The sequence below is a fragment of the Rhodococcus sp. 14-2496-1d genome (assembly GCF_002259365.1).
Taxonomy (GTDB): Bacteria; Actinomycetota; Actinomycetes; order Mycobacteriales; family Mycobacteriaceae; genus Rhodococcoides.
The window spans coordinates 51,845-73,038 of sequence record NZ_NPFV01000017.1; the positions used below are offsets into that span (position 1 = coordinate 51,845).

Here is a 21,194-nt window from a genome sequence, read left to right on the forward strand (position 1 = left end):
CCCTTTCGGGCGTGGCCCTCTACCGGAAGTACCGTCCCGCGACGTTCGCCGAGGTCGTCGGTCAGGAGCACGTCACCGAGCCGATCAGCGTGGCGTTGGACAGCAACAGAATCAACCACGCGTACCTGTTCTCCGGGCCGCGTGGCTGCGGAAAGACCTCCTCGGCGCGCATCCTCGCCCGATCGCTGAACTGCGCCGAGGGTCCGACGTCGACCCCCTGCGGCGTGTGCAACTCCTGCGTCGCCCTCGCACCGGGCGGACCCGGCAACTTCGACGTCGTCGAGATGGACGCGGCCAGCCACGGTGGCGTCGACGATGCGCGAGATCTGCGAGACAAGGCCGTGTACGCCCCGGCCGAATCGCGCTACGTCATCTTCATCATCGACGAGGCACACATGGTGACCCCGGCGGGCTTCAACGCGCTGCTCAAGGTCGTCGAGGAGCCACCAGAGCACCTCGTCTTCATCTTCGCCACCACCGAGCCCGAGAAGGTGCTCCCCACCATCCGCTCGCGTACCCACCACTACCCGTTCCGGCTGCTCGCGCCGTCGACGATGCGCGGTCTACTCGAGAAGATCTGTGGCCAGGAACAGGTTCCGGTCGAGGATGCGGTCTACCCGCTGGTCATCCGCGCCGGCGGAGGTTCGCCCCGTGACTCGCTCAGCGTCATGGATCAGCTCCTGGCCGGAGCCGGACCCGAGGGCGTCACGTACCCGCGCGCACTCTCGCTTCTCGGCGTCACCGACGTCGCACTGATCGACGAAGCGGTCGACGCGTTGGCCGCGGGCGACGGCGGCGCACTGTTCGGCACCGTCGACAAGGTGATGGACGCGGGCCACGACCCACGCCGCTTCGCCATCGACCTCCTCGATCGCATGCGAGATCTGATCCTGATGAAGGCCGTGCCCGACGCCGGAGAACGCGGTCTGGTCGACGTTCCCGGCGACGTCCTCGAGCGACTGCGTGACGAGGCGGATCTGCTCGGTTCGGCGACACTGACTCGGTACGCCGAGATCGTTCACTCGGGCCTCGGCGAGATGCGCGGTGCCACGGCCCCGCGTCTGCTGCTCGAAGTGATGTGTGCCCGAATGCTGCTGCCCTCGGCGTCCGACGCGGAATCGGCGGTGCTGCAACGGCTCGAACGCGTCGAGCGCCGCCTGGACGTCACCCTTCCTGCCGGTGAGCAGGCGGCAGTGGCGCAGGCAGCCGCAGATCCGACGCGACCGCAGTTGCAACCCACCGAGGAACCCGCGCCCCCGGGGCCGGCACCGGTGAGCAAGTTCCAACGACCGTCGCAACGTCCACCGGCCGCAGAGCCGGCAGCGCCCGCACCGGCACCTGCTCCAGTGGTGCCCGCACCCGCTGCCTCGATTCCCACACCGGCACCGGAGCCTGCACGACCCGAGCCGGCCCCGATACCCGAGCCCGCTCCCACACCCGAGCCCGCTCCCACACCCGAGCCGACTCCGGAACCGGTTTCGGCATCACAGGAACCGGCCCCCGCTGCCTCGGTTTCCCACGAAGATTTTCCGCCGGAGCCCGAGGACGATTACGGCCCCGAGCCGGATCCGGTGTTCGAGTCGGAACCGGAACCCGTGGCGGCCCCCGCCGCCGTGTCGAGCGAGCCCGACGCAGCCGCGGTTCGAGCTGTGTGGTCCGAGGTGCGCACGAAGGTACGAGACCGCAGCCGGACCGTCGAGGTGATGCTCTCCGGTGCCTCGGTGCGCACCGTCGAGAACGGCACCATCACGCTCGGTCACGACTCGGCACCGCTGGCCAAGCGGCTGGAGGAACCGCGCAACGCCGACGTCATTCGCGACGCTCTGCGTGACGTCTTCGGCGTCGAATGGTCGGTGGTGTGCCTGGTCGGTGCGGCGGCACCGCCGGAACAGTCATCAGCAAAAAAAGATGAACCGGCAGCGAAACCCGCGTCGCTGCCGAAGTTCTCGAGGCCGAGCCAGGCAGGGGCTTCCCGTCCCACGTCGGACGGGTTCGGATCAGCGGGCGATGGATCCTCGGCCGGCATCGGGGCGGACGACATTCCGATGCCCGAAGCGCCGGACTATCCCGACGAGCCCGAGCCGGTAGGGCCACCGCCACCGGAGACCCCGGAGGACGAGGAAGAGCTGCTCAAGGCCGCGGCCGAGCCTGCCGATCCGACGGTTCGACGCGATCCGGAGACCGTCGCGATGGAGCTGCTGGTCAGCGAACTGGGAGCGGTACCGCTCAAGGAGACCTGAGCGACGGGTGATTCAGCCGACGGTGAGGTCCTTGTTGTCGGCGAACACCAGGCGTCCGCTGTCGAGCGCCACGGCCCAACGCCGTGCCACCGCCCAGTCCCGTGAGGTGGTCTCGGGTGTCTGGACACCGAAGTCCTCGACGATCGCCCCGGTCTCGTACGTGTCCTGAGCAGCTTCGTCGTCGGTGCCGGTGGTGTGAATGCGTACTTTGACGCGAGCGCCCACGGTCAATTCGTTGTTGGTTTCCATGGAGGTCTTCTTCCGCGCTCGGTAGATCTGATCTATCGGAGTGTCCCACGCTCAGGTCGTTCAAACGTGAACCTTCGCGTCGGTCATGTACAACGCTCGTTTCGGTCCTTACGCCGGATCCATCGCCCGCCCTACTGTGGCATGAGCTGAGGTCTGTCATGGCCTCGCACCGACGCGGTCGGCCGGCACGGCGACCGCAAGAAGATCGAGTATCTGGAAGGAACTGCGCGCTGTGACTACAGAGGCATTCATTTACGAGGCCATCAGGACTCCCCGAGGCAAGGGAAAGAACGGCTCCCTGCATTCGGTGAAGCCGATTTCCCTGGTGACCGGTCTGATCGACGAGCTTCGTCGACGGTTCCCCGACATGGACGAGAACCGGATCTCCGACCTCATCCTCGGCGTGGTCTCACCCGTCGGAGATCAGGGTGCCGATATCGCGCGCACGGCGGTGCTCGCAGCGAAGATGCCCGACACCGTCGGCGGCTTCCAGCTCAACCGCTTCTGCGCGTCCGGTCTCGAGGCCGTCAACCTGGCTGCACAGAAGGTGCGCTCGGGCTGGGACGAGCTCGTCATCGCCGGTGGCGTCGAGTCGATGTCGCGTGTGCCGATGGGCAGTGACGGCGGCGCGTGGGCCATGGACCCCGTCACCAACTACGACACCTACTTCGCCCCGCAGGGCATCGGTGCCGACCTCATCGCGACGATCGAGGGGTTCAGCCGCGAGGACGTCGACGCATATGCCGTCCAGTCGCAGGAGCGCGCCGCCGCAGCGTGGTCGGGTGGCTACTTCGCCAAGTCCGTCGTTCCGGTCACCGACCAGAACGGCCTGCTCATCCTCGACCAGGACGAGCACATGCGTCCGGGTAGCACCGTGGAATCGCTCGGCAAGCTGAACCCGGCCTTCACCGGTATCGCGGCCATGGGCGGATTCGACGATGTGGCGCTGCAGAAGTACCACTGGGTGGAGAAGATCGATCACGTGCACACCGGCGGAAACAGCTCCGGCATCGTCGACGGCGCTGCACTCGTCCTCGTCGGCAGCGAGCAGGCCGGTAAGGATCTGAACCTGGTTCCGAGGGCGCGCATCGTCGCGACCGCCACCAGCGGTGCCGATACGACCATCATGCTGACCGGACCCACCCCGGCGTCGAAGAAGGTTCTCGCGACCGCGGGCCTGACCGTCGACGACATCGATCTCTTCGAGCTCAACGAGGCGTTCGCCTCCGTGGTGCTGCGCTTCCAGAAGGATCTGAACATCCCGAACGAGAAGCTCAACGTCAACGGTGGTGCCATCGCCATGGGCCACCCGCTGGGAGCGACCGGAGCGATGATCACCGGCACCGTGCTCGACGAGCTCGAGCGTCGCGGCGGCCGGTACGCCTTGATCACCCTGTGCATCGGCGGCGGCATGGGCGTCGCCACCATCATCGAGCGAGTCTGAGGTATTACGATGTCTGACAACATGATTCAGTGGGACCAGGACGCCGACGGTATCGTCGTTCTGACGATGGATGACCCCAACCAGGGCGCCAACACGATGAACCAGCTGTACAAGGATTCGATGGGAGCGACCGTCGACCGCCTCGAGGCCGAGGTCGACTCCATCACCGGCGTCGTGATCACCTCCGCCAAGAAGACGTTCTTCGCCGGCGGCGATCTGCACACGCTCATCGCTGCCAAGCCCGAGGACGCTCAGCAGGTGTTCGACGAGGTGCAGGAAGTCAAGGGCCAGCTGCGTCGTATCGAGAAGCTCGGCAAGCCGGTCGTGTCCGCCATCAACGGCGCAGCACTCGGCGGCGGACTCGAGATCGCGCTCGCGACTCATCACCGCATCGCGGCCGACGTTCCCGGCGTCCAGATCGGTCTTCCCGAGGTCTCCCTCGGCCTGCTGCCCGGCGGCGGTGGAGTCGCCCGCATCACGCGACTTCTCGGCATCCAGACCGGCTTCATGACCGTGCTCGCGCAGGGCACCCGGTTCCGTCCGGCGAAGGCACTCGAGATCGGTCTGATTCACGAGTTGGTCGGCAGCATCGACGAATTGGTGCCCACCGCCAAGGCCTGGATCAAGGCCAACCCCGAGGGTGGCGTCGCACCGTGGGATGTCAAGGGCTACAAGATCCCCGGCGGCACGCCGTCCAATCCGAAGCTCGCACAGATCCTGCCCGCATTCCCGTCCAATCTGCGCAAGCAGATCAAGGGCGCTCCGATGCCTGCACCGCGTGCGATTCTCGCGGCGGCGGTCGAAGGTGCGCAGGTCGACTTCGACAACGCGTGCACCATCGAGTCGCGGTACTTCACCGAGTTGGTCACCGGCCTGGTGTCCAAGAACATGATTCAGGCGTTCTTCTTCGATCTGCAGGCGATCAACGCCGGCAAGTCCCGTCCCGACGGCATCGAGAAGACCACCTTCACCAAGGTTGCGGTTCTCGGCGCAGGCATGATGGGCGCGGGCATCGCGTACGTGTGTGCCAAGGCCGGAATCGACGTGGTGCTCAAGGATGTTGCTCTCGAGGCGGCGCAGAAGGGCAAGGCGTACTCCGAGGCCATCGAGGCCAAGGCACTCTCGCGTGGCAAGACCACCCAGGAGAAGTCCGACGCTCTGCTCGCGCGGATCCACCCGACGGCCGACGCCAAGGACGTCGAAGGCGCAGACCTCGTCATCGAGGCCGTCTTCGAGTCGGAAGAGTTGAAGCAGAAGGTGTTCCAGGAGATCGAGGACCTCGTCGATCCGACGGCGTTGCTCGGTTCCAACACCTCGACGCTGCCCATCACGAGCCTCGCTCAGGGCATCAAGCGTCAGGAAGACTTCATCGGAATCCACTTCTTCTCGCCCGTCGACAAGATGCCGCTGGTGGAGATCATTCGCGGCGAGAAGACGTCGGATGCGGCCTTGGCCAAGGCATTCGACCTGGTGCAGATCATCAAGAAGACCCCGATCGTCGTCAACGACAGCCGCGGCTTCTTCACCTCGCGTGTGATCGGCACGTTCATCAACGAGGCCATTGCGATGCTGGGCGAGGGCGTCGAGCCGTCGACCATCGAGCAGGCCGGTCTGCAGGCCGGTTACCCGGCTGCGCCGCTTCAGCTCTCGGACGAGCTGACGCTCAACCTGATGCAGAAGATCCGCAAGGAAACCTACGACGCCCTCATCGCCGCGGGTCAGACTCCTCCCGAGGATCCGGCCGGTGCCGTCATCGACAAGATGGTCGACGAGTTCGAGCGTCCGTCGAAGGCCAAGGGCGCGGGCTTCTACGAGTACGAGGACGGCAAGCGCACCGGACTGTGGCCCGGACTGCGTGATGCGTTCAAGTCGGGTTCGGCGGACATCCCGTTCGAGGACCTCAAGGAACGCATGCTGTTCATCGAGGCCATCGAGACGCAGAAGTGCTTCGACGAGGGTGTGCTGAACACCACCGCCGACGCCAACATCGGCTCGATCTTCGGCATCGGCTTCCCCGCCTGGACCGGAGGCGTGCACCAGTACGTCGTCGGCTACCCGGGAGGTCAGGCCGGATTCGTCACTCGTGCAGACGAATTGGCGAAGAAGTACGGCGATCGCTTCCAGGTTCCTGCTTCGCTGCGCTAGTGCCGAGGCAGTGGTGCGATCGAGTGCCCCCGGTGGCACATAACCGCACCACTGCCGAAGGCATCTACCCGCGATGCGCGATCAACCTCTCGGCGCCGTCTGTGAATTGTTGCTTCATCAATTCGCAGGCGGCGTCGATGTCGTTTCGAACGAGTGCCTCGATGAGTTCCTCGTGGTTGCGGACGGCCGCTCGGCCCCAGTCACGATCGGTGGCATAGAGGCGGGTGGGTGTGTAGCGGGTGGCGTTGTTGAGAAACCACGCCAGTTTCGCCGAGTCGGCGAGTCGGTTGAGGACGCGGTGGAACTCGAACTCGCAGTTCTCGACATCCTCCGGCCTGCCGTTCTCGACGGCCGCGGACAGCAGTGCGGTGAGTTCGGCGAGTCGGGCGAGTTCGGCCTCGGTGATCTTCGGTGCTGCGCGGCGCACCAGTTCGACAGCGATTTGGCCCTGCAACCAGAAGATGTCGACGATGTCGTTCGGCGTCAGCGGCGAAACCTTGTAGCCGCGATGCGGGACGAGTTCGACGATGCCCTCACCCCGCAGCGTCAGCAGTGCCTCGCGGACCGGGGTGACGCTGACGCCTAGTTCTGCGGCGGTCTCGTCGAGTCGGATGAAGTCGCCCGGACTCACTTCGCCGGACATGACGAGGTGCCGGACGTGGCTGGCCACCTCCTCCGACAGCTGCGGCCGTCGGCGCAGAACCGATGCTCGACGCTTGTCCACCATTCCGAAAGCCAATCACACGGCGGGCTTCGCGCGAAGGAGGACCTGCGCGACCGGTTCGACGACTCGGGCCGCGATGGGCCCCAGGATTGCCATCAGCAGCACGTATGCCGTCGCCAGAGCCGCGAGTTCGCCCTCCACCGCGCCTGCGGCCACGGCCAGTCCGGCGATGACGATCGAGAACTCGCCCCGCGCCACCAGTGCCGCACCGGTGCGCAACCGGCCAGGTCGTCCGATTCCCTGACGGCCCGCCGCCCACCAGCCGGTCGCGACCTTCGTGGCTGTCGTGGTCACCGCGAGCACGACGGCCCAGCCGAGCACGGGTGGGATGGTCGCCGGGTCGGTGGCGAGTCCGAACACCACGAAGAACATCGCGGCGAAGAGATCGCGCAGTGGCTCGAGCACGCGGGTGGCGTTGTCGGCCGTCGACCCGGATATGGCGATACCGAGCAGGAACGCGCCGACGGCGGCCGAGACCTGCAGTTCCGACGCGATGCCGGCCACCAGCAACGCGGATCCGAGGACCTTGAGCAGCACCACTTCGCGGTCGGGGCTGTCGAGTACTGCGGAGACGAGGTTGCCGTAGCGCAGTGCGACGACCAGCACGACGGTGAGGACGAACAGTGAGATGCCGAGCGCTTCGAGTCCGCCGAGGAAGCTCACGCCGCTGAGGACCGCGGTCAGGATCGGCAGATAGATGGCCATCGCCAGGTCTTCGAACACCAGAATCGACAGCACGACGGGGGTTTCGCGGTTTCCCAGTCGGCCCAGATCGGTGAGGACCTTGGCGATGATGCCCGAGGACGAGATGTACGTGACACCGCCCATCACCAGCGCTCCGACTCCGCCCCAGCCGAGCAGAAACGCGGCCACTGCACCCGGTGCGAAGTTCAGCACGATGTCGACCAGACCGGCCATCCAGGATCGGCGCAGACCGGTGACGAGTTCGGCGGCGGTGTATTCGAGTCCGAGCAGGAGCAGCAGCAGAACGACGCCGATCTCGCTCGCGATCTCGCTGAACTCGTCGATGCCGCTGAGATTGACGATGCCGCCGTTTCCGAACGCGAGACCGCCGAGCAGATAGAACGGGATGGGGGAGACACCTATTCGACCCGCCAGACGAGCGAGTAGTCCGAGAACGAAGAACACTGCACCCAGCTCGGTGAGGGCAAGTGCGCTCTCGGCCACTGTTCAGCCCCGACTGATCTCAGGCATTGCCGAGCAACTTGGCCGCTGCGTCCAGTCCGTCCGCGGTACCGACGGCGACCAGTAGGTCACCTGCGGCCAGCGTGAAGTCGGGGGTGGGGGACGGTTGAACCTGACCGGCGCGCATGACAGCGACGACCGATACCCCGGTTTTGGTGCGCATGGCGGTGTCGCCGAGTGTGCGGCTGACGAACCGTGAGTCGGCGCGAATGGGAAGCCGACGGGTGTTGATTCCGGGAAGGTCACGATGCTCTTCCCCGAGCTGAGCGATGAGTTGCGGCGACCCGAGCAGATTGCCCAGGGCCGCCGCTTCCTCATTGCTCAACGTGATGGATTCCTGCGTCGCATCGGGGTCGTCCTTGCGCGAGACGATCAACTCGTTGACGCCGTCCTTGCGGGTGATGACGCCTATGCGACGCCCGGAAGCGAGTGCGAAATCCTTTCGCACTCCGATTCCCGGCAGCAGGGTCACTTCGACGTTCATGGTCGAAATGCTAGCCCTGCAGGCAGCGCATTATCGAAGGATCGGGCGTGCAGCCCGACCCGTCTCGATCAGGATGCGACGGCAGCCAGGAGGGCTTCGCGCTGGTTTGCGCCGAGGCCACCGATACGGCGGGTATCGGCGATGGACAGCTGCTCGAGCAGCTGTGCGGCGCGCACGGAACCAACACCCGGCAGGGCCTTGATCAGGGCGGACACCTTGGTCTTCTTGACGATCTCGTCGTTCTCCGCCTTGGCGAGAACGTCAGCGACGCTGAGTTCGCCGGACTTGACGGATGCGAGCAGCTTCGACCGCGCAGTGCGTGCCTCGGCCGCCTTGGCCAGCGCCGCGGTGCGCTGTTCCGGTGTCAATACTGGTAAAGCCATGGCCTGTTCTCCTCGATTGTGGTGACCCGTCGCTCGTTGACAGGTCTCGACCCTCTTGCATCGTGCCTGGTGGCTCTTCCAATCTAACCGAACAACACGGCTGTCATTCCGGTCGAGCCACCGAACCTTCCCAGCCAGGCTACGTCCTATCCGATTCGGGGTGTGCCCCGACCAGCACTTCGGCCCCGTGTCGGCTCTCGAAGGGCGTCGTGTACCGGGCATGTCCGACGCCTCCCTGCCGGTCTCTCAGGCAGGTGCAGGCGAGTAGGTCTTCCTGAGTGCGACCTTGACCACCTTGCCGCTCGCGTTGCGCGGGAGGGCGTCGACGACGACCAATTCCTTGGGGTGCTTGAACCGCGCGAGATGGTCGCCGAGCCACACGAGAAGCTCGTCGAGAGTCAGGTCGGGGGTGTCGGGGGAATCGTGCAGTGCCACCACCGCGACGGGCACCTCGCCCCACTTGTCGTCGGGTCGGCCGATCACTGCGGCCTCGAGGATTCGGGGGTGGGAGAACAGGACGTTCTCGACCTCGGCGCAGTAGATGTTCTCACCGCCGGAGATGATCATGTCCTTCTTGCGGTCGACGACGAACACGAAGCCTTCCTCGTCCTGGCGTACGAGGTCGCCGGAGTGGAACCAGCCGCCGTGGAACGCGTCCGCGGTCGCGTCGGGGTTCTCCCAGTATTCGCGCATCAATGTGGGCCCTCGATAGACGATTTCGCCGATCTCGCCCTGCGCCACGTCGTTCATCTCGTCGTCGACGACGCGTGCTGCGACGGTCGGGACGACGCGTCCCACCGAGCCGAGTTTGCGAAGGGCATCGACGCCGTCGAGCACACAGGTGATGGGCGACATCTCGGTCTGCCCGAACACCGCGACGTTCATCGCACCCGGGAACGTGTCCGACATCGCGCGCAGAACGGTGTCCGATGCCGGGGCGGCGCCCCAGGAAATGACCCGCAGGGCAAGTTCTCTCGGGTTGGCCGCCTGCTCGGCGCACATCGCCTGCCACTGCACGGGGACGAGAAACAGATTGGTGACACGTTCGGCGGCGAGTACGTCGAGCAGGGTGCCCGGATCGAATGCCCCGACCGGGTGGACGACGGTGGGAATCCCGAGCAGCAGGCTCGGCGCGAGGCTGCCGAGTGCGGCGATGTGAAACATCGGTGAGGCGCAGAAGCCGACCTCGTCGGTGGCGCTCATCTGCAGTGCCCGGACACAGGTGAACGCCTGCGCCTGCATGTTCGCGTGTGTGAGTACCGCGCCCTTGGGCCTTCCGGTGGTGCCCGAGGTGTACATGATCAGCGCCGGGGCGTCGTCCGGCACGTCGACGGGGTCCGCCGGTTCGGCGGTGGACAGCAGCGCCTCGTACGCGTCTCCGGCGACGATGATTCCGGTCAGTGAATCACTCTGCGCTACAACTGCTTCGGCCAGTGGAGCGAGCGTCTCGTCGGAGATCACCAGGGACGAGCCGCTGTTCTGCGCGAGAAACGTCACCTCAGGCGGAGTCATCCGGAAGTTCACCGGGACAGCGAGTGCGCCGAGCGCGTTGATCGCCAGGACCGCCTCGAGATATTCGGGGCGGTTGAGCATCACGATCAATACCCGGTCACCGAATCCGATTCCGCGGCTCTGCAGCGCGCCCGCGAGCCGCGCGACGCGGTCGTCGAGTTCGCGCCAGCCGATCGATCGCCCCTGAAACCGAAGCGCCACTGCCTCGGGCTGCATGAGGGCGTGCCGTCGAACGTGGTTGTTCCAATTGTTTCGGTTGGACAATCCGGGTTCGTTGGGGTGAGCGGCCATCGCCGGTTCCTCTCGTCAGCCGTATGAGCGGGGATCGAATGTGATGCAGCTTACAGAGTGTTGGCCGCTTTGTCCGGAACTCTGTTGACTGCATTTCGGCAGGTCAGTGACGCATTAAGTTTGTGATCATTCGCATCGATCCCGCTACTATGAGCACTCGAGACGACCGGCGAGGTGAGGCGATGAGCGAGACGAGTGCCACGGAGCCGCGGCGTCGGCCACGGAATCGGAAGTCGCAGATTCTGGTGGCCGCGGCCGAGGCCTTCAGCGAGCGCGGCTATCACCCCGTCGGAATCGAGGACATCGCTGCCACCGTCGGTATTTCCGGGCCCGCGCTGTACCGGCACTTCCCGACCAAGTACTCCCTGTTCGTCGACACCGTCATGCGGATGACCGACTCCTTGGTCGCGGCAACGGATCCGGCCGTCATCGATCCGTCCGTCGACGATGTGGAGGATCCACAGTCCCGGATCGACGCGGTCATCGGTGCCATCATCGCCACCACCATCGACAATCGCCGCACCGGTGGGTTGTATCGATGGGAGGGACGCTATCTCGTCGGTTCGGACCGCGAATACCTACGGCGAGCGTTGCGCACGGTGCACGAGCGAGTGACGGTGCCGTTGCGACAGCTTCGCCCCGATCTGTCCGAGGCGGACGCCGCTCTGCTGGCCACGGCGTCGATCAGTGTGGTCGCCAGCATCACCGCGCACCGATCGGCATTGTCGGCCAAGCAGATCGAGGAGTCGATGCTCGCTGCCGCACGGTCGGTCCTGCGGACCGAACTTCCGCAGCAGGGCAGCGAATCGCCCCACCGCGACTGCGTGCTCGAGCATGCATCGAAACGGGAAGAGCTGCTGCACCATTCGATTCGGCTGTTCTATCTGCACGGGTACCACGAGGTGGGCCTCGACGACATCGGCGCAGCAGCATCCATCACCGCCTCGAGCGTGTACCGCTACTTCCCCAGCAAGGCCGAGCTGCTCGAGGCCGCGTTGCATCGTGCCAACGCCCAGCTCACCGACACCCTCGCCGGCGCGCTGGAGCACTCGAACTCCCCGGTCGATGCGGTGCGGACGTTCGCCAGGCTGTACACCGAATTGACCTTCCGGCAGGGCGAACTGGTGGCCGTGTACTTCGCCGAGATCGGAAATCTACCGGCCGATCGGCGCGCGACACTGCGCCGGATTCAGCGCCACAACGTCGACGGCTGGGCGCAGCTGCTGCGTGAGGCCCGGCCGAACACGAGCGTGGTGGTCTCACGATTTCTGATCCACGCCGCTCTCGGGTTGGTCTTCGACGTGGGTCGGACGGTGCGGTTCGAGCGGTCCGACCGAACAATGGCGCGGGTGCAGCAGACGATGACGGCGGTACTTCTGGGATGAACCCTCCGCGTTCAGGCCGGAGTCGGCACAGCGGAGTACGGGCATGCTTCGGTGCCCAGATCTCGGGGGCGGTAGCCGACGGGATAGCCGGGGTAGGTCCTGTTCGACGCGTCGGCGGTGGCCCGCGATCGCGTTCGCTTGGGCAGGAACCGCTCGACGCGGGCCCTGGCGCGCAGAGCCCGCACGGCCACCCGCTCGACCGTCGGTGAGCCTGCAGGGAACCCGAAGGCACCGGCCATCCGGTCGTCCAACAGTGCGAACACTCCCTGCTTCACTGCGGGGGTCAGTGCAGCGGGGTACCAGGAGCAGTACAGATCCAGGGTGTACGTGCCGATCCGACGATTGTCCTCGGTGAAGCGGAACGTCCGCTCCTCGTAGTCGAGCTTGAACTGCGCGAACTCGGTGTACGACTCGGGAATGTTCTTGATCCCCATTCGCTTTCCCACTTCGCGGTAGAAGTGGAACGTCGCGAGTCGTTCCTTGGGGTGCAGGCGACGCCATCCGTAGGTGTCGATCCATTCGATCGGCTCGTAGACGAACGTCGTCAACACGTAGAGCATGTCGTCGTTGGAGATGTCGTACCGACCGTGCATTCGGTTGACCGTCCGAAGCGATTCACGCCCCCGCTCGGAGTCGTATCCGTGCTCGAGCAGTTCGGCCATCAACAGCGAGGTGTCGTCGTAGCGCTTCTGCGGTCGGTTCTCGAATTCGCCGGTCTCGGCCAACAGTGCCGAGATGGTCGGCACGCAGTAGGTACGGAACAGCGCGAACTCGAGTGAACGCTGGTAGTCCCACGGGAACTCGTAGCCGGCCGTGATGCGGTGGATGGTGTGACAATCCCGCACCGGGTCGAGTTCCTCGATGCGTCGAAGCCAGCCGAAGCGCCCCTTCTTCGGCGTGATGTCCATGGTCAGCCTCTTCCGTGCCGAAGCTTAAGTGCCAGCACGGAGAGCTTCATGTTTCGCGCTTTGCGCTTCATCGTCAGCAGATTGATCGGAGCTGCGAAACTTTGCACGGTCAACGATTTGACGGTGCTGAACTCGCGCAGGCCGTCGGCCCCATGGATGCGGCCGAATCCGGAGTCGCCCGTGCCGCCGAACGGCAGCGCCGGAACGCCGGCGAATCCGAGGACCGAATTGACCGTCACGACACCACAATCGAGCTTCTCGGCGGCGCGTCTGCCCACTGCTCCGTCCTGGGTGAACACCGATGCGCCGAGTCCGTACTTGGACGCGTTGGCCCGCTCGATGGCCTCGTCTAGATCGCGAACCTTGTTGACCACCACGGTCGGACCGAAGGTCTCCTCGGTGATCGCGGTCGAGTCCTCGGGTACGTCGGTGAGAACCACCGGGTCGATGTACGGCCCGTGCAGCGACTCGAGGCCGCCGACGACGGCTTTGCCGCCCTTGGCCAGAGCGTCCTCGATCTGGCCTCGCACGATGTCGCTCTGTTTGCCCAGTGTCATCGGGCCGTAGGACGAGGTCTTCGTTCCTCCGGGCTTCAGCGCTTTCACCGCGGCGGTGAATTCACCGACGAACCGGTCGTACACCGGAGCCGCGACGTAGATGCGTTCGACGCCTGCGCAGGTCTGACCGGCGTTGCCCATCGCCCCGAACGTCGCGAATTCCACTGCGGCAGTGATGTCCGCGTCTGCGTCGACGAGCATCGCGTCCTTGCCGCCGCACTCGGCGACGAGTGGGGTCAGCGACTTCGCGCAGGTTGCCATGACCTTCTTGGCGGTGGCGGTGGAGCCGGTGAACGCGATCTTGTCCACGCCGGATTCGACGAGGGCGGTACCGGTGGATCCGTCGCCGGTGATGGTCTGGAACACCGGGTGCGGAGCGGCCAGTGACTGCCACTTCTCGGCCAACCAGGTGCCGACGCCCGGCGTCAGTTCGCTCGGTTTGAATACGACGGTATTGCCTGCGGCGAGGGCGTACGCGATGGAACCCATCGGTGTGTAGAGCGGGTAGTTCCAGGGGCCGATGACTCCGACGACGCCGAACGGTCGGTATCCGACGTAGGCCTTCTGGTTCACCGCGAGCAGGCCCGATCCGACCTTGCGCTGCCGCAGAATCTTCTCGGCGTTGCGGGCCGCCCAGTCCAGGTGTTCGACGCCGAGCATGACCTCGAGCAGCGAGTCCTCGTCGGGCTTGCCGGTTTCGGCGGCGATGACGGCGGCGAGGCTCGGGGCGTCCCTGGCGATGGCGGACTTGAATTCCAGCAGCCATCGTTTGCGTCCGACGAAGCCCTGTACGTCCCACCAGCGTGCGGCCGACCGGGCTCGAGCGACGGCGATGTCGACCTCTGCGGGGCCCGCGATCGGATACGTGGCGAGTGCGACACCCGTTCGGGGATCGAGGCTTTCGAAGCTGCTCTCGGTCGTTCGTTCGATCTGGTCCGTCATGGGCTCTATCCTCCAGCGGATCGCATCACATATATTTGATGTGATTCAATGTTGTCCAGGACACACTATGCGTCGTGTCCGGTTGCGACAACCCCCGCTGCCTCGACGTGCAGGAGCAATTCATGAGCATCGATCTCACTCGGGAACAGACCGCCTTCGCGCAGGCGGTTGCGTCGTTCTGCGCGAAAGAGGCCGGCACCAGGGCGCAGCGGGACGCGCTCACCGAGCACGGCGCGCACAGTCACAACCAGGCGCTCTACGACAAGATGGCCGAGCTGGGCTGGTTGGGCGCGATCATCTCCGAGGAGCACGGCGGAGCGGGCGGCAGCACCGTCGATCTGTGCATTCTGCTCGAAGAGTCCGCGAAGGCCATGGCGCCCATCGGCGGCATCGGTCCCACCCTGATCACCGGTGCGGCCTACGAGAAGTTCGGCACCCCGGCGCAGAAGGACACAGTTCTCGGTGGCATCGTCGCCGGCCGAAGCTACTCGATCTCCATGTCCGAGCCCGAAGCCGGCTCTGATGTGGGAAATCTGACCTGCCGCGCCGAGAAGACCGACTCCGGCTGGCTGATCAACGGCCAGAAGACCTGGTGTTCCAACGCGCATTTCGCGGACCGAATTCTGCTGGTGGCACGCACCGGCAAAGACGGTGGGAAGCACGACGGGTTGACCATGTTCGACGTCCCGGCCGATATCGAGGGCCTGAACATCGTCGGCATCGACACGATGGGCGGCAAGGAAGTCAACGACCTCTACTTCACCGACTGTGTGCTGCCCGAGGACGCGGTGGTCGGAGTGGAAGGTCAAGGATGGTCGCAGCTGATGACCGGCCTGAACATCGAGCGCCTGATCCTGGCGGCGATGATGCTCGGCACTGCGCAACGAGCGTTCGACGACACACTCGACTTCGTCACCCAGCGAAAGCAATTCGGCAGGCCCGTCGGGACGTTCCAAGCACTGCGACATCGCATCGCCGATCTGGCGACCGAGATCGAATGCGGACGGCTGCTGGTCTACCACGTGGCTCGGTTGGTCGACGAGAACCCGACGAAGCTGTTCCCGCGAGAAGCCTCGATGGCCAAGCTCAAGCTCACCGAGACCGCGAAGAAGGTGGCCCTCGAGGGCATGCAGATGATGGGCGGCTACGGTTACGCCACCGAATTCGACATGGAAAAGCACGTGCGGACGACTCTCGTGTCCTCGATCTACGGCGGTACCAACGAGATTCAGCGTGACATCATCGGCAAGACGTACGGACTCTAGGCAGTCGTGCTGCATCGCCGCCCGCAGCTCTCGGAGGACGTCGCCGCAAGTATTCGCCAGCAGATCGTCACGGGCGTACTGACACCGGGCACCTTCGTGCGCATCGACGATACGGCGGGCGAACTCGGGGTCAGTGCCACTCCCGTGCGAGAAGCATTGGTGGCGTTGCGCGGTGAAGGTCTGGTGGAACTGGTGCCGCGTCGGGGCTACCGGGTCAACGAGTTGACCGAACGCGACATCGAGGACATCTTCTGGTTGCAGGGCACGATCGCGGCAGCGTTGGCCCGCCGCGCCGCGCAGCACATCACGAACGAACAGATCGAGGCGCTTCGCGCCGTGAACGATCGATTATGTGACGCCGTGGCCCGATCCGACTTCGAATCGGTGGAGTCCTGCGAGTTCGAATTCCACAGGTACATCAACAGATTCGCCGGAGGAACCAAGCTGGCCTGGTTTCTCCTCGGTGCCGTGAGATACACACCCTCGCGGCTGTATGCGTCGAACAGGCAGTGGGGTGAGCACGCGGTCCGCCATCACGAACAGTTGATCGAGGCATTCCAGCGGCGAGACGTCGAGCTCGTCGGTGACCTGACGTGCCGGCACTTCCTCTCCGGAGCCGAGCTGGTGACCCGGCTAACGGGGTGATGCGGCCAGTAACAGCTCGGCGCAGCGGACGACCACGGCCTCCTCGTCCATCTCGAGTTCGCCGCCGAGCCACGCAGTGAGCACCTGAGCGAATCCGCCGACGACGAAATAGGTTGTCAGATCGAGATCGTGGTCTCCGGTGGTGCCGTAGAACTCGGTGGCCTGAGTGGCGAGCAGACGGGCGAACATCTTCGTCGACTCGGCCCGTTTCGCCACCACGATGTCGCCGACCGCAGTGGCGGAGAACAGGAGGAACCCACGGCGGGGGTCGTCCGCGACCGCGCGCACGATCGCACGAATTCCGACGTGGACCCGTTCTCGGGCGTCCCTCGGTGCTGCGGCGACCGCGTCGAGCGCGATGGCTGCGACCTCCTCGACGACGTGGTCGTACACGGCCTCCATGAGCGCGCTCCGGTCCGCGAAACTCTCGTAGAAGTAGCGGCTCGCGACGCCGGCCCGGCGGCACACCCCTCGAACCGTCAAGTCGGGCTTGGCAGTTCCGAGCAGATCGAGTCCGGTCTCGATGAGGATGCGTCGACGGTCGGCGACTCGGGCCGAACCGTCCACGCCGCCGTAGGTACGGGGTGAATCGGGCATGAACACATCTTGACACCGCTCGGCACCCGCGCCTAGCTTGATCTGAACACGCACGTACTCAGATTGCCGACAGGGGAGGGCTCGACTGCATCATGACTGTCGACAACGACCTTCTACGCAAGTCCATGACCGGCGTCGGCCTGCTCGCCGGTTCGGCGAACGTCATCATGCAACTCGGGCATCCCGCCGTCGGATACGGGGTTTTCGAAAGCCGCGTGGAATCCGGGCAGATCAACCGGCACCCGATCAAGCGCACCCGAACGACGTTGTCCTACCTGGCGGTTGCGGGTATGGGAGACGATCGGACCAAGGCCGCGTACCGGAAGGCGACCAACAGATCTCATGCCGCTGTGCGCTCGACGGCGGACAGCCCGGTGAAGTACAACGCCTTCGACCCGAACCTGCAGCTGTGGGTCGCGGCGTGCCTCTACCGAGGTTTCGAGGATGTGTATGTCGCCTTGTACGGGCCGCTCGATCCGGACGACGCGGACGAGATGTACCGGTCGTGTCACGTACTCGGATCGACACTGCAGATGCCGCCCGAGATGTGGCCCACCGATCGATCGGCGTTCGAGAAGTACTGGGAAGCAGCACTGGACGACATTCACATCGACCCGACGATCCGGCGCTACCTGCACGGCATTGCCTCGGCAACGTTCGCCCGACCCGCAGTGCTGCACCCGTTGATCGGGCCGTTCTTCCGTTTCGTGACCACTGGATTCTTGCCCCAGCGTTTCCGAGACGAGATGGAACTGCCGTGGGATCCGGTCAAGCAGAGACGGTTTGCGCTTGTTCTGCGCAGCGCGTCCCTGCTCAACCGGATGTTGCCGCCCGCCGTTCGTGCACTCCCGTTCAACCTTCTACTGCACGATGTCCGGCGACGGATGCGCTCGGGCCGGGCGCTGGTCTAGCTCGAGGCCTCAGCTGAGGTGGTGCGGCTGCGGGTGCGACTTGTGCCCCTCGTCCGATCCCTCGTCGTCCTGGTGACCGTTCACCGTGCCTTGCACGCCCGTCCCCGCCGGAACCATCGAGATGATCACAGACTTCGAGGTGGGGCAATTACTCTGCAGCGCAGTCGAATCCAACGGAATCAGCGGATTGGTCTCGGGGTAGTACGCAGCAGCCGACCCACGCGGGGTGTCGTACTCGACGATGCGGAACGACGGCGCACACCGTTCCACGTCGTCGTCGTCCCACTTGGTGACGAGATCGACCATGTCGCCGTTGCGGAAGCCGAGAGACGAGATGTCCTCCCGATGCACGAAGATGACGCGTCGACCGTTCTCGATGCCGCGGTACCGATCGCTGAGGCCGTAGATGGTGGTGTTGAACTGATCGTGGCTGCGCAGCGTCTGCAGGATCAGATGGCGCGGCGGAACCTGCAGCACGTCGATCGGTGAGACCGCGAATTCACCTCGGCCGCTCTTGGTTTCGAACGTCCGACTGTCGCGCGGGGGGTGCGGAAGAACGAAGCCACCGGGGCGTCGAACATTGACCTCGTAGCCCTCGCAACCGGCGACGACGCGGGAGATGTGCTTGCGGATGTTGCGGTAGTCGTCGCGGAAGCCCTTCCAGTCGAGACCGTATCGGTCACCGAGGGTCGCCTCGGCGATACCGCTGACGATGGCGACCTCGGAACGAAGGAATTCGCTCGCGGGCTTCAGCGGTCCGCGTGAGGAGTGCACCGAGCAGGTGGAGTCCTCGACCGAGATCCACTGCTCGCCACTGGCTTGCACGTCCTTCTCGGTGCGGCCCAGGGTCGGCAGAATCAGTGCGGTCTCGCCGCAGACCAGGTGCGAACGGTTGATCTTGGTGGAGATCTGCACCGTCATCCGCATCTTGCGCAGCGCCTCGAAGGTGACGTCACTGTCCGGAGTTGCCTGGACGAAGTTTCCGCCGAGTCCGAGGAAGAAGTGCGCCTTGCCGTCGCGCATGGCCCGGATGGAATCGACGGTGTCCAAGCCGTGCTCGCGCGGCGGCTCGAAGTCGAACTCCGCGGCCATCGCGTCGAGAAACTTCACCGGAGGGCGTTCCCAGATGCCCATCGTGCGGTCGCCCTGCACGTTCGAGTGGCCACGAACCGGCAGCAGACCCGCACCTGCCTTTCCGATGTTGCCTTGCGCGAACGCGAGATTGGTGACTTCCTTGATGGTGGCGACGGCGTTGCGGTGCTGCGTCAGGCCCATCGCCCAGCAGAAGACGGTGGCCTTGGAGTCGCGCAGCATCTCGGCGGCCTCGGTGATCTGCGCTACCGACAATCCGGTCACCTCGGTGACGAGATCCCAGTCGACCTCGGCGACGTGCGCCTTCCACGCGTCGAAACCGACGGTGTAGGTGTCGAGGAACTCGTGATCGAGCGCGTCCCACTTCACCAGCAGCGAGCCGATGGCCTGGAAGAGTGCGAGGTCGCCGTTGAGCTTGATCGGCAGATGCAGATTCGACAGGTCCGTTCCCGGTCCCACCATGCCGCGCGGAGTCTGTGGATTCTTGAAGTTGAGCAGACCCGCTTCGCGAAGTGGGTTGATGGACAGAATCTTTGCGCCGTTCTGCTTCGCCAGCTCGAGGGCCGAGAGCATACGCGGGTGATTGGTGCCGGGGTTCTGGCCCGCCAGGATGATCAGCTCGGCGTTGTGGACGTCGTCGAGCGTGACGCTGGCCTTGCCGATACCGATGGACTCCTGCAGCGCGATGGACGTCGACTCGTGACACATGTTGGAGCAGTCGGGCATGTTGTTGGTGCCGAATGCCCTGGCGAACAGTTGGTAGGTGAACGCGGACTCGTTGGAGGCGCGGCCTGAGGTGTAGAAGATGGCTTCGTCCGGGCTGGCAAGTGACTTCAGCTCGTCGCCGATCAGGCGGAACGCGTCGTCCCACTCGATCGGTTCGTAGTGCGTGCCACCGGGCCGCTTGATCATCGGATGCGTGATCCGGCCCTGCTGGCCGAGCCAGTGCTCAGTGTGACCGTCGAGCTCGGCAATGCTGTGCTGCGCGAAGAACTCCGGGGTTGCCCGGGTCGTCGTCGCCTCCTCGGCAACGGCCTTGGCTCCGTTCTCGCAGAACTCCGCTGCGTGCCGATGGCCCGGATCCGGGTCCGGCCACGCGCAGCTCATGCAGTCGAAACCCTCGGCCTGGTTCAGCTTGAGGAGCGTCTGCGCGGTGCGCTTGGGCCCCATGTGCCCGAGTGCTCGCTTCATCGACACCGCGACAGCGGTGGCACCTGCGGCATGGGTCTTCGGCTTCTCGATATCGAGCTCGGCCTCGTCGACGTCGCTGTCGGTGCGTCTCATGCGGGTCCCTTCGTTGCGTTACCCCCGCACTCGACCATAGCCTTCGGCTCAGCCGGCGAGGAGTTCGGTCACTAGATCCACGTACTGCTGCTTCGCCGAATCCTGGCTCGTGCCTTCGAGCTTCGCCCAGGCATCGAACTTCGCACGGTTCACCATGTCCAGTCGTCCCGGCCGCTTACCCGAGACGTCACCGATCGAACCCTGCTTGTAGAGCGAGTACAGGCGCAGGAGGTCGTCGTTGCTCGGCTTGGACGTGAGCTTCTTGACGTCCACCTGCGCGTCGGCGAACGACTGGTCGAGATCGGACATGGAAGAACTCCTTCTGCTAGAGGTGGTGCCATCCTTGCACGGCAGCATCGGAAACAAGCCGAATGCAGTGCGCCACGAGGGCTTCGCCGGTGACGGCGAGCGTGCCGTCGAGACAGCCGATGAACAGGGCAGTCAGCGCCCCGACGGTTCCGACGGCGATCAGCTGTCGGTCGGCGGAGTCGGGCAGTTGGGCGTGCACCAGTTCGACGAAGCCCGGCAGCAGGTCGAGTCCGCGTCGGCTGAGCGCAGGCTCGGCCAACGGTGCGATGAGCAGAACCCGTCCCGTTCGTGGTTCGTCGATGATCAGTTCGACGAATGCGCGCACGGGCGCGGCGATGGTGTCCTCGGGGGTGGTTGCCGTCGCGACGGCGTCGATCAACGTCTTCTGGGCTCTCGATCCCACCCAGGCGTACACGGCCCGGACGAACGCGTCGCGATCGGAAAAGCTCTCGTAGAAGTACCGCTCGGTCAGCCCGGCGGTACGGCAGACGGCTCGCACGTTCACTGCCGGTCCGTCGGGCGCGCCGAGGAGCTCGACCCCTGCGGCGAGCAGTGCGTCGTACCGCTTGGATCTGCGTTCCTCCAACTGTTGACTACGCATGTTGTCAACTCTAGTGTGAC

At 65.1% G+C, this 21,194-nt stretch carries 19 protein-coding genes; 7 read left to right on the forward strand and 12 right to left on the reverse strand.

Going from position 1 to position 21,194, the window contains the following annotated elements; all coding sequences use genetic code 11:
* Positions 1 to 11 precede the first annotated feature (11 nt).
* Positions 12 to 2,240 carry a DNA polymerase III subunit gamma and tau gene (locus CH296_RS12420; protein ID WP_094684967.1) on the forward strand — a complete coding sequence of 743 codons (2,229 nt, stop codon included), beginning with the start codon at positions 12 to 14 and terminating at the stop codon, positions 2,238 to 2,240.
* A gap of 12 nt (positions 2,241 to 2,252) precedes the next feature.
* Here the strand turns inward: CH296_RS12420 and CH296_RS12425 are convergent, their stop codons facing one another.
* A complete protein-coding gene (locus tag CH296_RS12425) occupies positions 2,253 to 2,489 on the reverse strand; it encodes a hypothetical protein (RefSeq protein ID WP_094684893.1) in 237 nt (78 codons plus the stop codon).
* 232 nt (positions 2,490 to 2,721) lie between these two features.
* On the opposite strand from CH296_RS12425, the gene CH296_RS12430 reads away from it, so the two are divergent.
* Positions 2,722 to 3,933, forward strand: a complete 1,212-nt coding sequence (locus CH296_RS12430) for an acetyl-CoA C-acetyltransferase (protein ID WP_032395308.1) — start codon at positions 2,722 to 2,724, stop codon at positions 3,931 to 3,933.
* A 9-nt stretch (positions 3,934 to 3,942) separates the two neighbouring features.
* Entirely contained in the window at positions 3,943 to 6,078 is a 2,136-nt protein-coding gene (locus CH296_RS12435; protein WP_032395307.1) for a 3-hydroxyacyl-CoA dehydrogenase NAD-binding domain-containing protein, read from the forward strand.
* A 64-nt stretch (positions 6,079 to 6,142) separates the two neighbouring features.
* Here the strand turns inward: CH296_RS12435 and CH296_RS12440 are convergent, their stop codons facing one another.
* The 5 genes from CH296_RS12440 to fadD5 all read right to left on the reverse strand — a co-directional run bounded on the left by CH296_RS12440 (position 6,143) and on the right by fadD5 (position 10,678).
* On the reverse strand, positions 6,143 to 6,805 hold the full coding sequence (locus CH296_RS12440; protein WP_176459422.1) for a GntR family transcriptional regulator: 663 nt from the start codon (positions 6,803 to 6,805) through the stop codon (positions 6,143 to 6,145).
* A gap of 12 nt (positions 6,806 to 6,817) precedes the next feature.
* Entirely contained in the window at positions 6,818 to 7,990 is a 1,173-nt protein-coding gene (locus tag CH296_RS12445; RefSeq protein WP_094632118.1) for a cation:proton antiporter, read from the reverse strand.
* A 19-nt stretch (positions 7,991 to 8,009) separates the two neighbouring features.
* Positions 8,010 to 8,492, reverse strand: coding sequence for a cation:proton antiporter regulatory subunit (locus CH296_RS12450; RefSeq protein WP_032395305.1), 483 nt, complete (start codon positions 8,490 to 8,492; stop codon positions 8,010 to 8,012).
* Between the two features lie 68 nt (positions 8,493 to 8,560).
* On the reverse strand, positions 8,561 to 8,875 hold the full coding sequence (gene mihF, locus CH296_RS12455) for an integration host factor, actinobacterial type (protein WP_008712632.1): 315 nt from the start codon (positions 8,873 to 8,875) through the stop codon (positions 8,561 to 8,563).
* Positions 8,876 to 9,121: 246 nt separating this feature from the next.
* Positions 9,122 to 10,678: a fatty-acid--CoA ligase FadD5 gene (fadD5, locus tag CH296_RS12460; protein ID WP_094684894.1), complete on the reverse strand. Its 1,557-nt coding sequence runs from the start codon at positions 10,676 to 10,678 to the stop codon at positions 9,122 to 9,124.
* A 182-nt stretch (positions 10,679 to 10,860) separates the two neighbouring features.
* On the opposite strand from fadD5, the gene CH296_RS12465 reads away from it, so the two are divergent.
* Positions 10,861 to 12,063 (forward strand): TetR/AcrR family transcriptional regulator, encoded by a 1,203-nt coding sequence (locus tag CH296_RS12465; protein ID WP_256980434.1) that lies wholly within the window; start codon positions 10,861 to 10,863, stop codon positions 12,061 to 12,063.
* An 11-nt stretch (positions 12,064 to 12,074) separates the two neighbouring features.
* Here CH296_RS12465 and CH296_RS12470 read toward each other — a convergent pair whose 3' ends face one another.
* Both CH296_RS12470 and CH296_RS12475 read right to left on the reverse strand, forming a co-directional pair.
* The gene (locus CH296_RS12470) at positions 12,075 to 12,971 is read right to left on the reverse strand and encodes an oxygenase MpaB family protein (RefSeq protein WP_094684896.1); all 897 of its coding nucleotides are present in this window, start codon (positions 12,969 to 12,971) and stop codon (positions 12,075 to 12,077) included.
* A 2-nt stretch (positions 12,972 to 12,973) separates the two neighbouring features.
* Entirely contained in the window at positions 12,974 to 14,470 is a 1,497-nt protein-coding gene (locus tag CH296_RS12475; protein WP_094684897.1) for an aldehyde dehydrogenase family protein, read from the reverse strand.
* A gap of 122 nt (positions 14,471 to 14,592) precedes the next feature.
* Between CH296_RS12475 and CH296_RS12480 the strand changes: the two genes are divergently transcribed.
* Positions 14,593 to 15,735 (forward strand): acyl-CoA dehydrogenase family protein, encoded by a 1,143-nt coding sequence (locus CH296_RS12480; RefSeq protein WP_094632221.1) that lies wholly within the window; start codon positions 14,593 to 14,595, stop codon positions 15,733 to 15,735.
* 6 nt (positions 15,736 to 15,741) lie between these two features.
* Positions 15,742 to 16,380 (forward strand): GntR family transcriptional regulator, encoded by a 639-nt coding sequence (locus CH296_RS12485; protein ID WP_094632128.1) that lies wholly within the window; start codon positions 15,742 to 15,744, stop codon positions 16,378 to 16,380.
* Here CH296_RS12485 and CH296_RS12490 read toward each other — a convergent pair.
* The gene (locus tag CH296_RS12490; protein ID WP_094682102.1) at positions 16,369 to 16,977 is read right to left on the reverse strand and encodes a TetR/AcrR family transcriptional regulator; all 609 of its coding nucleotides are present in this window, start codon (positions 16,975 to 16,977) and stop codon (positions 16,369 to 16,371) included. The two genes, CH296_RS12485 and CH296_RS12490, sit on opposite strands and share 12 nt — an antisense overlap.
* 92 nt (positions 16,978 to 17,069) lie before the next feature.
* Between CH296_RS12490 and CH296_RS12495 the strand changes: the two genes are divergently transcribed.
* A complete protein-coding gene (locus tag CH296_RS12495) occupies positions 17,070 to 17,888 on the forward strand; it encodes an oxygenase MpaB family protein (protein ID WP_094684898.1) in 819 nt (272 codons plus the stop codon).
* A 9-nt stretch (positions 17,889 to 17,897) separates the two neighbouring features.
* Here CH296_RS12495 and CH296_RS12500 read toward each other — a convergent pair whose 3' ends face one another.
* Genes CH296_RS12500 through CH296_RS12510 form a run of 3 tightly spaced genes read right to left on the reverse strand, consistent with a single transcriptional unit; the run spans position 17,898 to position 21,174 of the window.
* Entirely contained in the window at positions 17,898 to 20,264 is a 2,367-nt protein-coding gene (locus CH296_RS12500) for an FdhF/YdeP family oxidoreductase (RefSeq protein ID WP_094684899.1), read from the reverse strand.
* A 48-nt stretch (positions 20,265 to 20,312) separates the two neighbouring features.
* Positions 20,313 to 20,573, reverse strand: coding sequence for an acyl-CoA-binding protein (locus CH296_RS12505; RefSeq protein ID WP_032395297.1), 261 nt, complete (start codon positions 20,571 to 20,573; stop codon positions 20,313 to 20,315).
* A 16-nt stretch (positions 20,574 to 20,589) separates the two neighbouring features.
* Positions 20,590 to 21,174 carry a TetR/AcrR family transcriptional regulator gene (locus CH296_RS12510; RefSeq protein WP_045198328.1) on the reverse strand — a complete coding sequence of 195 codons (585 nt, stop codon included), beginning with the start codon at positions 21,172 to 21,174 and terminating at the stop codon, positions 20,590 to 20,592.
* Positions 21,175 to 21,194 lie beyond the last annotated feature (20 nt).

Excerpts from the sequence above, each read along its gene's own strand:
- CH296_RS12425 (WP_094684893.1), bottom strand. The coding sequence starts at position 2,489 with ATGGAAACCAACAACGAATTGACCGTGGGCGCTCGCGTCAAAGTACGC.
- CH296_RS12435 (WP_032395307.1), top strand. The coding sequence starts at position 3,943 with ATGTCTGACAACATGATTCAGTGGGACCAGGACGCCGACGGTATCGTC.
- CH296_RS12440 (WP_176459422.1), bottom strand. The coding sequence starts at position 6,805 with ATGGTGGACAAGCGTCGAGCATCGGTTCTGCGCCGACGGCCGCAGCTG.
- CH296_RS12450 (WP_032395305.1), bottom strand. The coding sequence starts at position 8,492 with ATGAACGTCGAAGTGACCCTGCTGCCGGGAATCGGAGTGCGAAAGGAT.
- mihF (WP_008712632.1), bottom strand. The coding sequence starts at position 8,875 with ATGGCTTTACCAGTATTGACACCGGAACAGCGCACCGCGGCGCTGGCC.
- fadD5 (WP_094684894.1), bottom strand. The coding sequence starts at position 10,678 with ATGGCCGCTCACCCCAACGAACCCGGATTGTCCAACCGAAACAATTGG.
- CH296_RS12465 (WP_256980434.1), top strand. The coding sequence starts at position 10,861 with ATGAGCGAGACGAGTGCCACGGAGCCGCGGCGTCGGCCACGGAATCGG.
- CH296_RS12470 (WP_094684896.1), bottom strand. The coding sequence starts at position 12,971 with ATGGACATCACGCCGAAGAAGGGGCGCTTCGGCTGGCTTCGACGCATC.
- CH296_RS12475 (WP_094684897.1), bottom strand. The coding sequence starts at position 14,470 with ATGACGGACCAGATCGAACGAACGACCGAGAGCAGCTTCGAAAGCCTC.
- CH296_RS12480 (WP_094632221.1), top strand. The coding sequence starts at position 14,593 with ATGAGCATCGATCTCACTCGGGAACAGACCGCCTTCGCGCAGGCGGTT.
- CH296_RS12490 (WP_094682102.1), bottom strand. The coding sequence starts at position 16,977 with ATGCCCGATTCACCCCGTACCTACGGCGGCGTGGACGGTTCGGCCCGA.
- CH296_RS12495 (WP_094684898.1), top strand. The coding sequence starts at position 17,070 with ATGACTGTCGACAACGACCTTCTACGCAAGTCCATGACCGGCGTCGGC.
- CH296_RS12500 (WP_094684899.1), bottom strand. The coding sequence starts at position 20,264 with ATGAGACGCACCGACAGCGACGTCGACGAGGCCGAGCTCGATATCGAG.
- CH296_RS12505 (WP_032395297.1), bottom strand. The coding sequence starts at position 20,573 with ATGTCCGATCTCGACCAGTCGTTCGCCGACGCGCAGGTGGACGTCAAG.
- CH296_RS12510 (WP_045198328.1), bottom strand. The coding sequence starts at position 21,174 with ATGCGTAGTCAACAGTTGGAGGAACGCAGATCCAAGCGGTACGACGCA.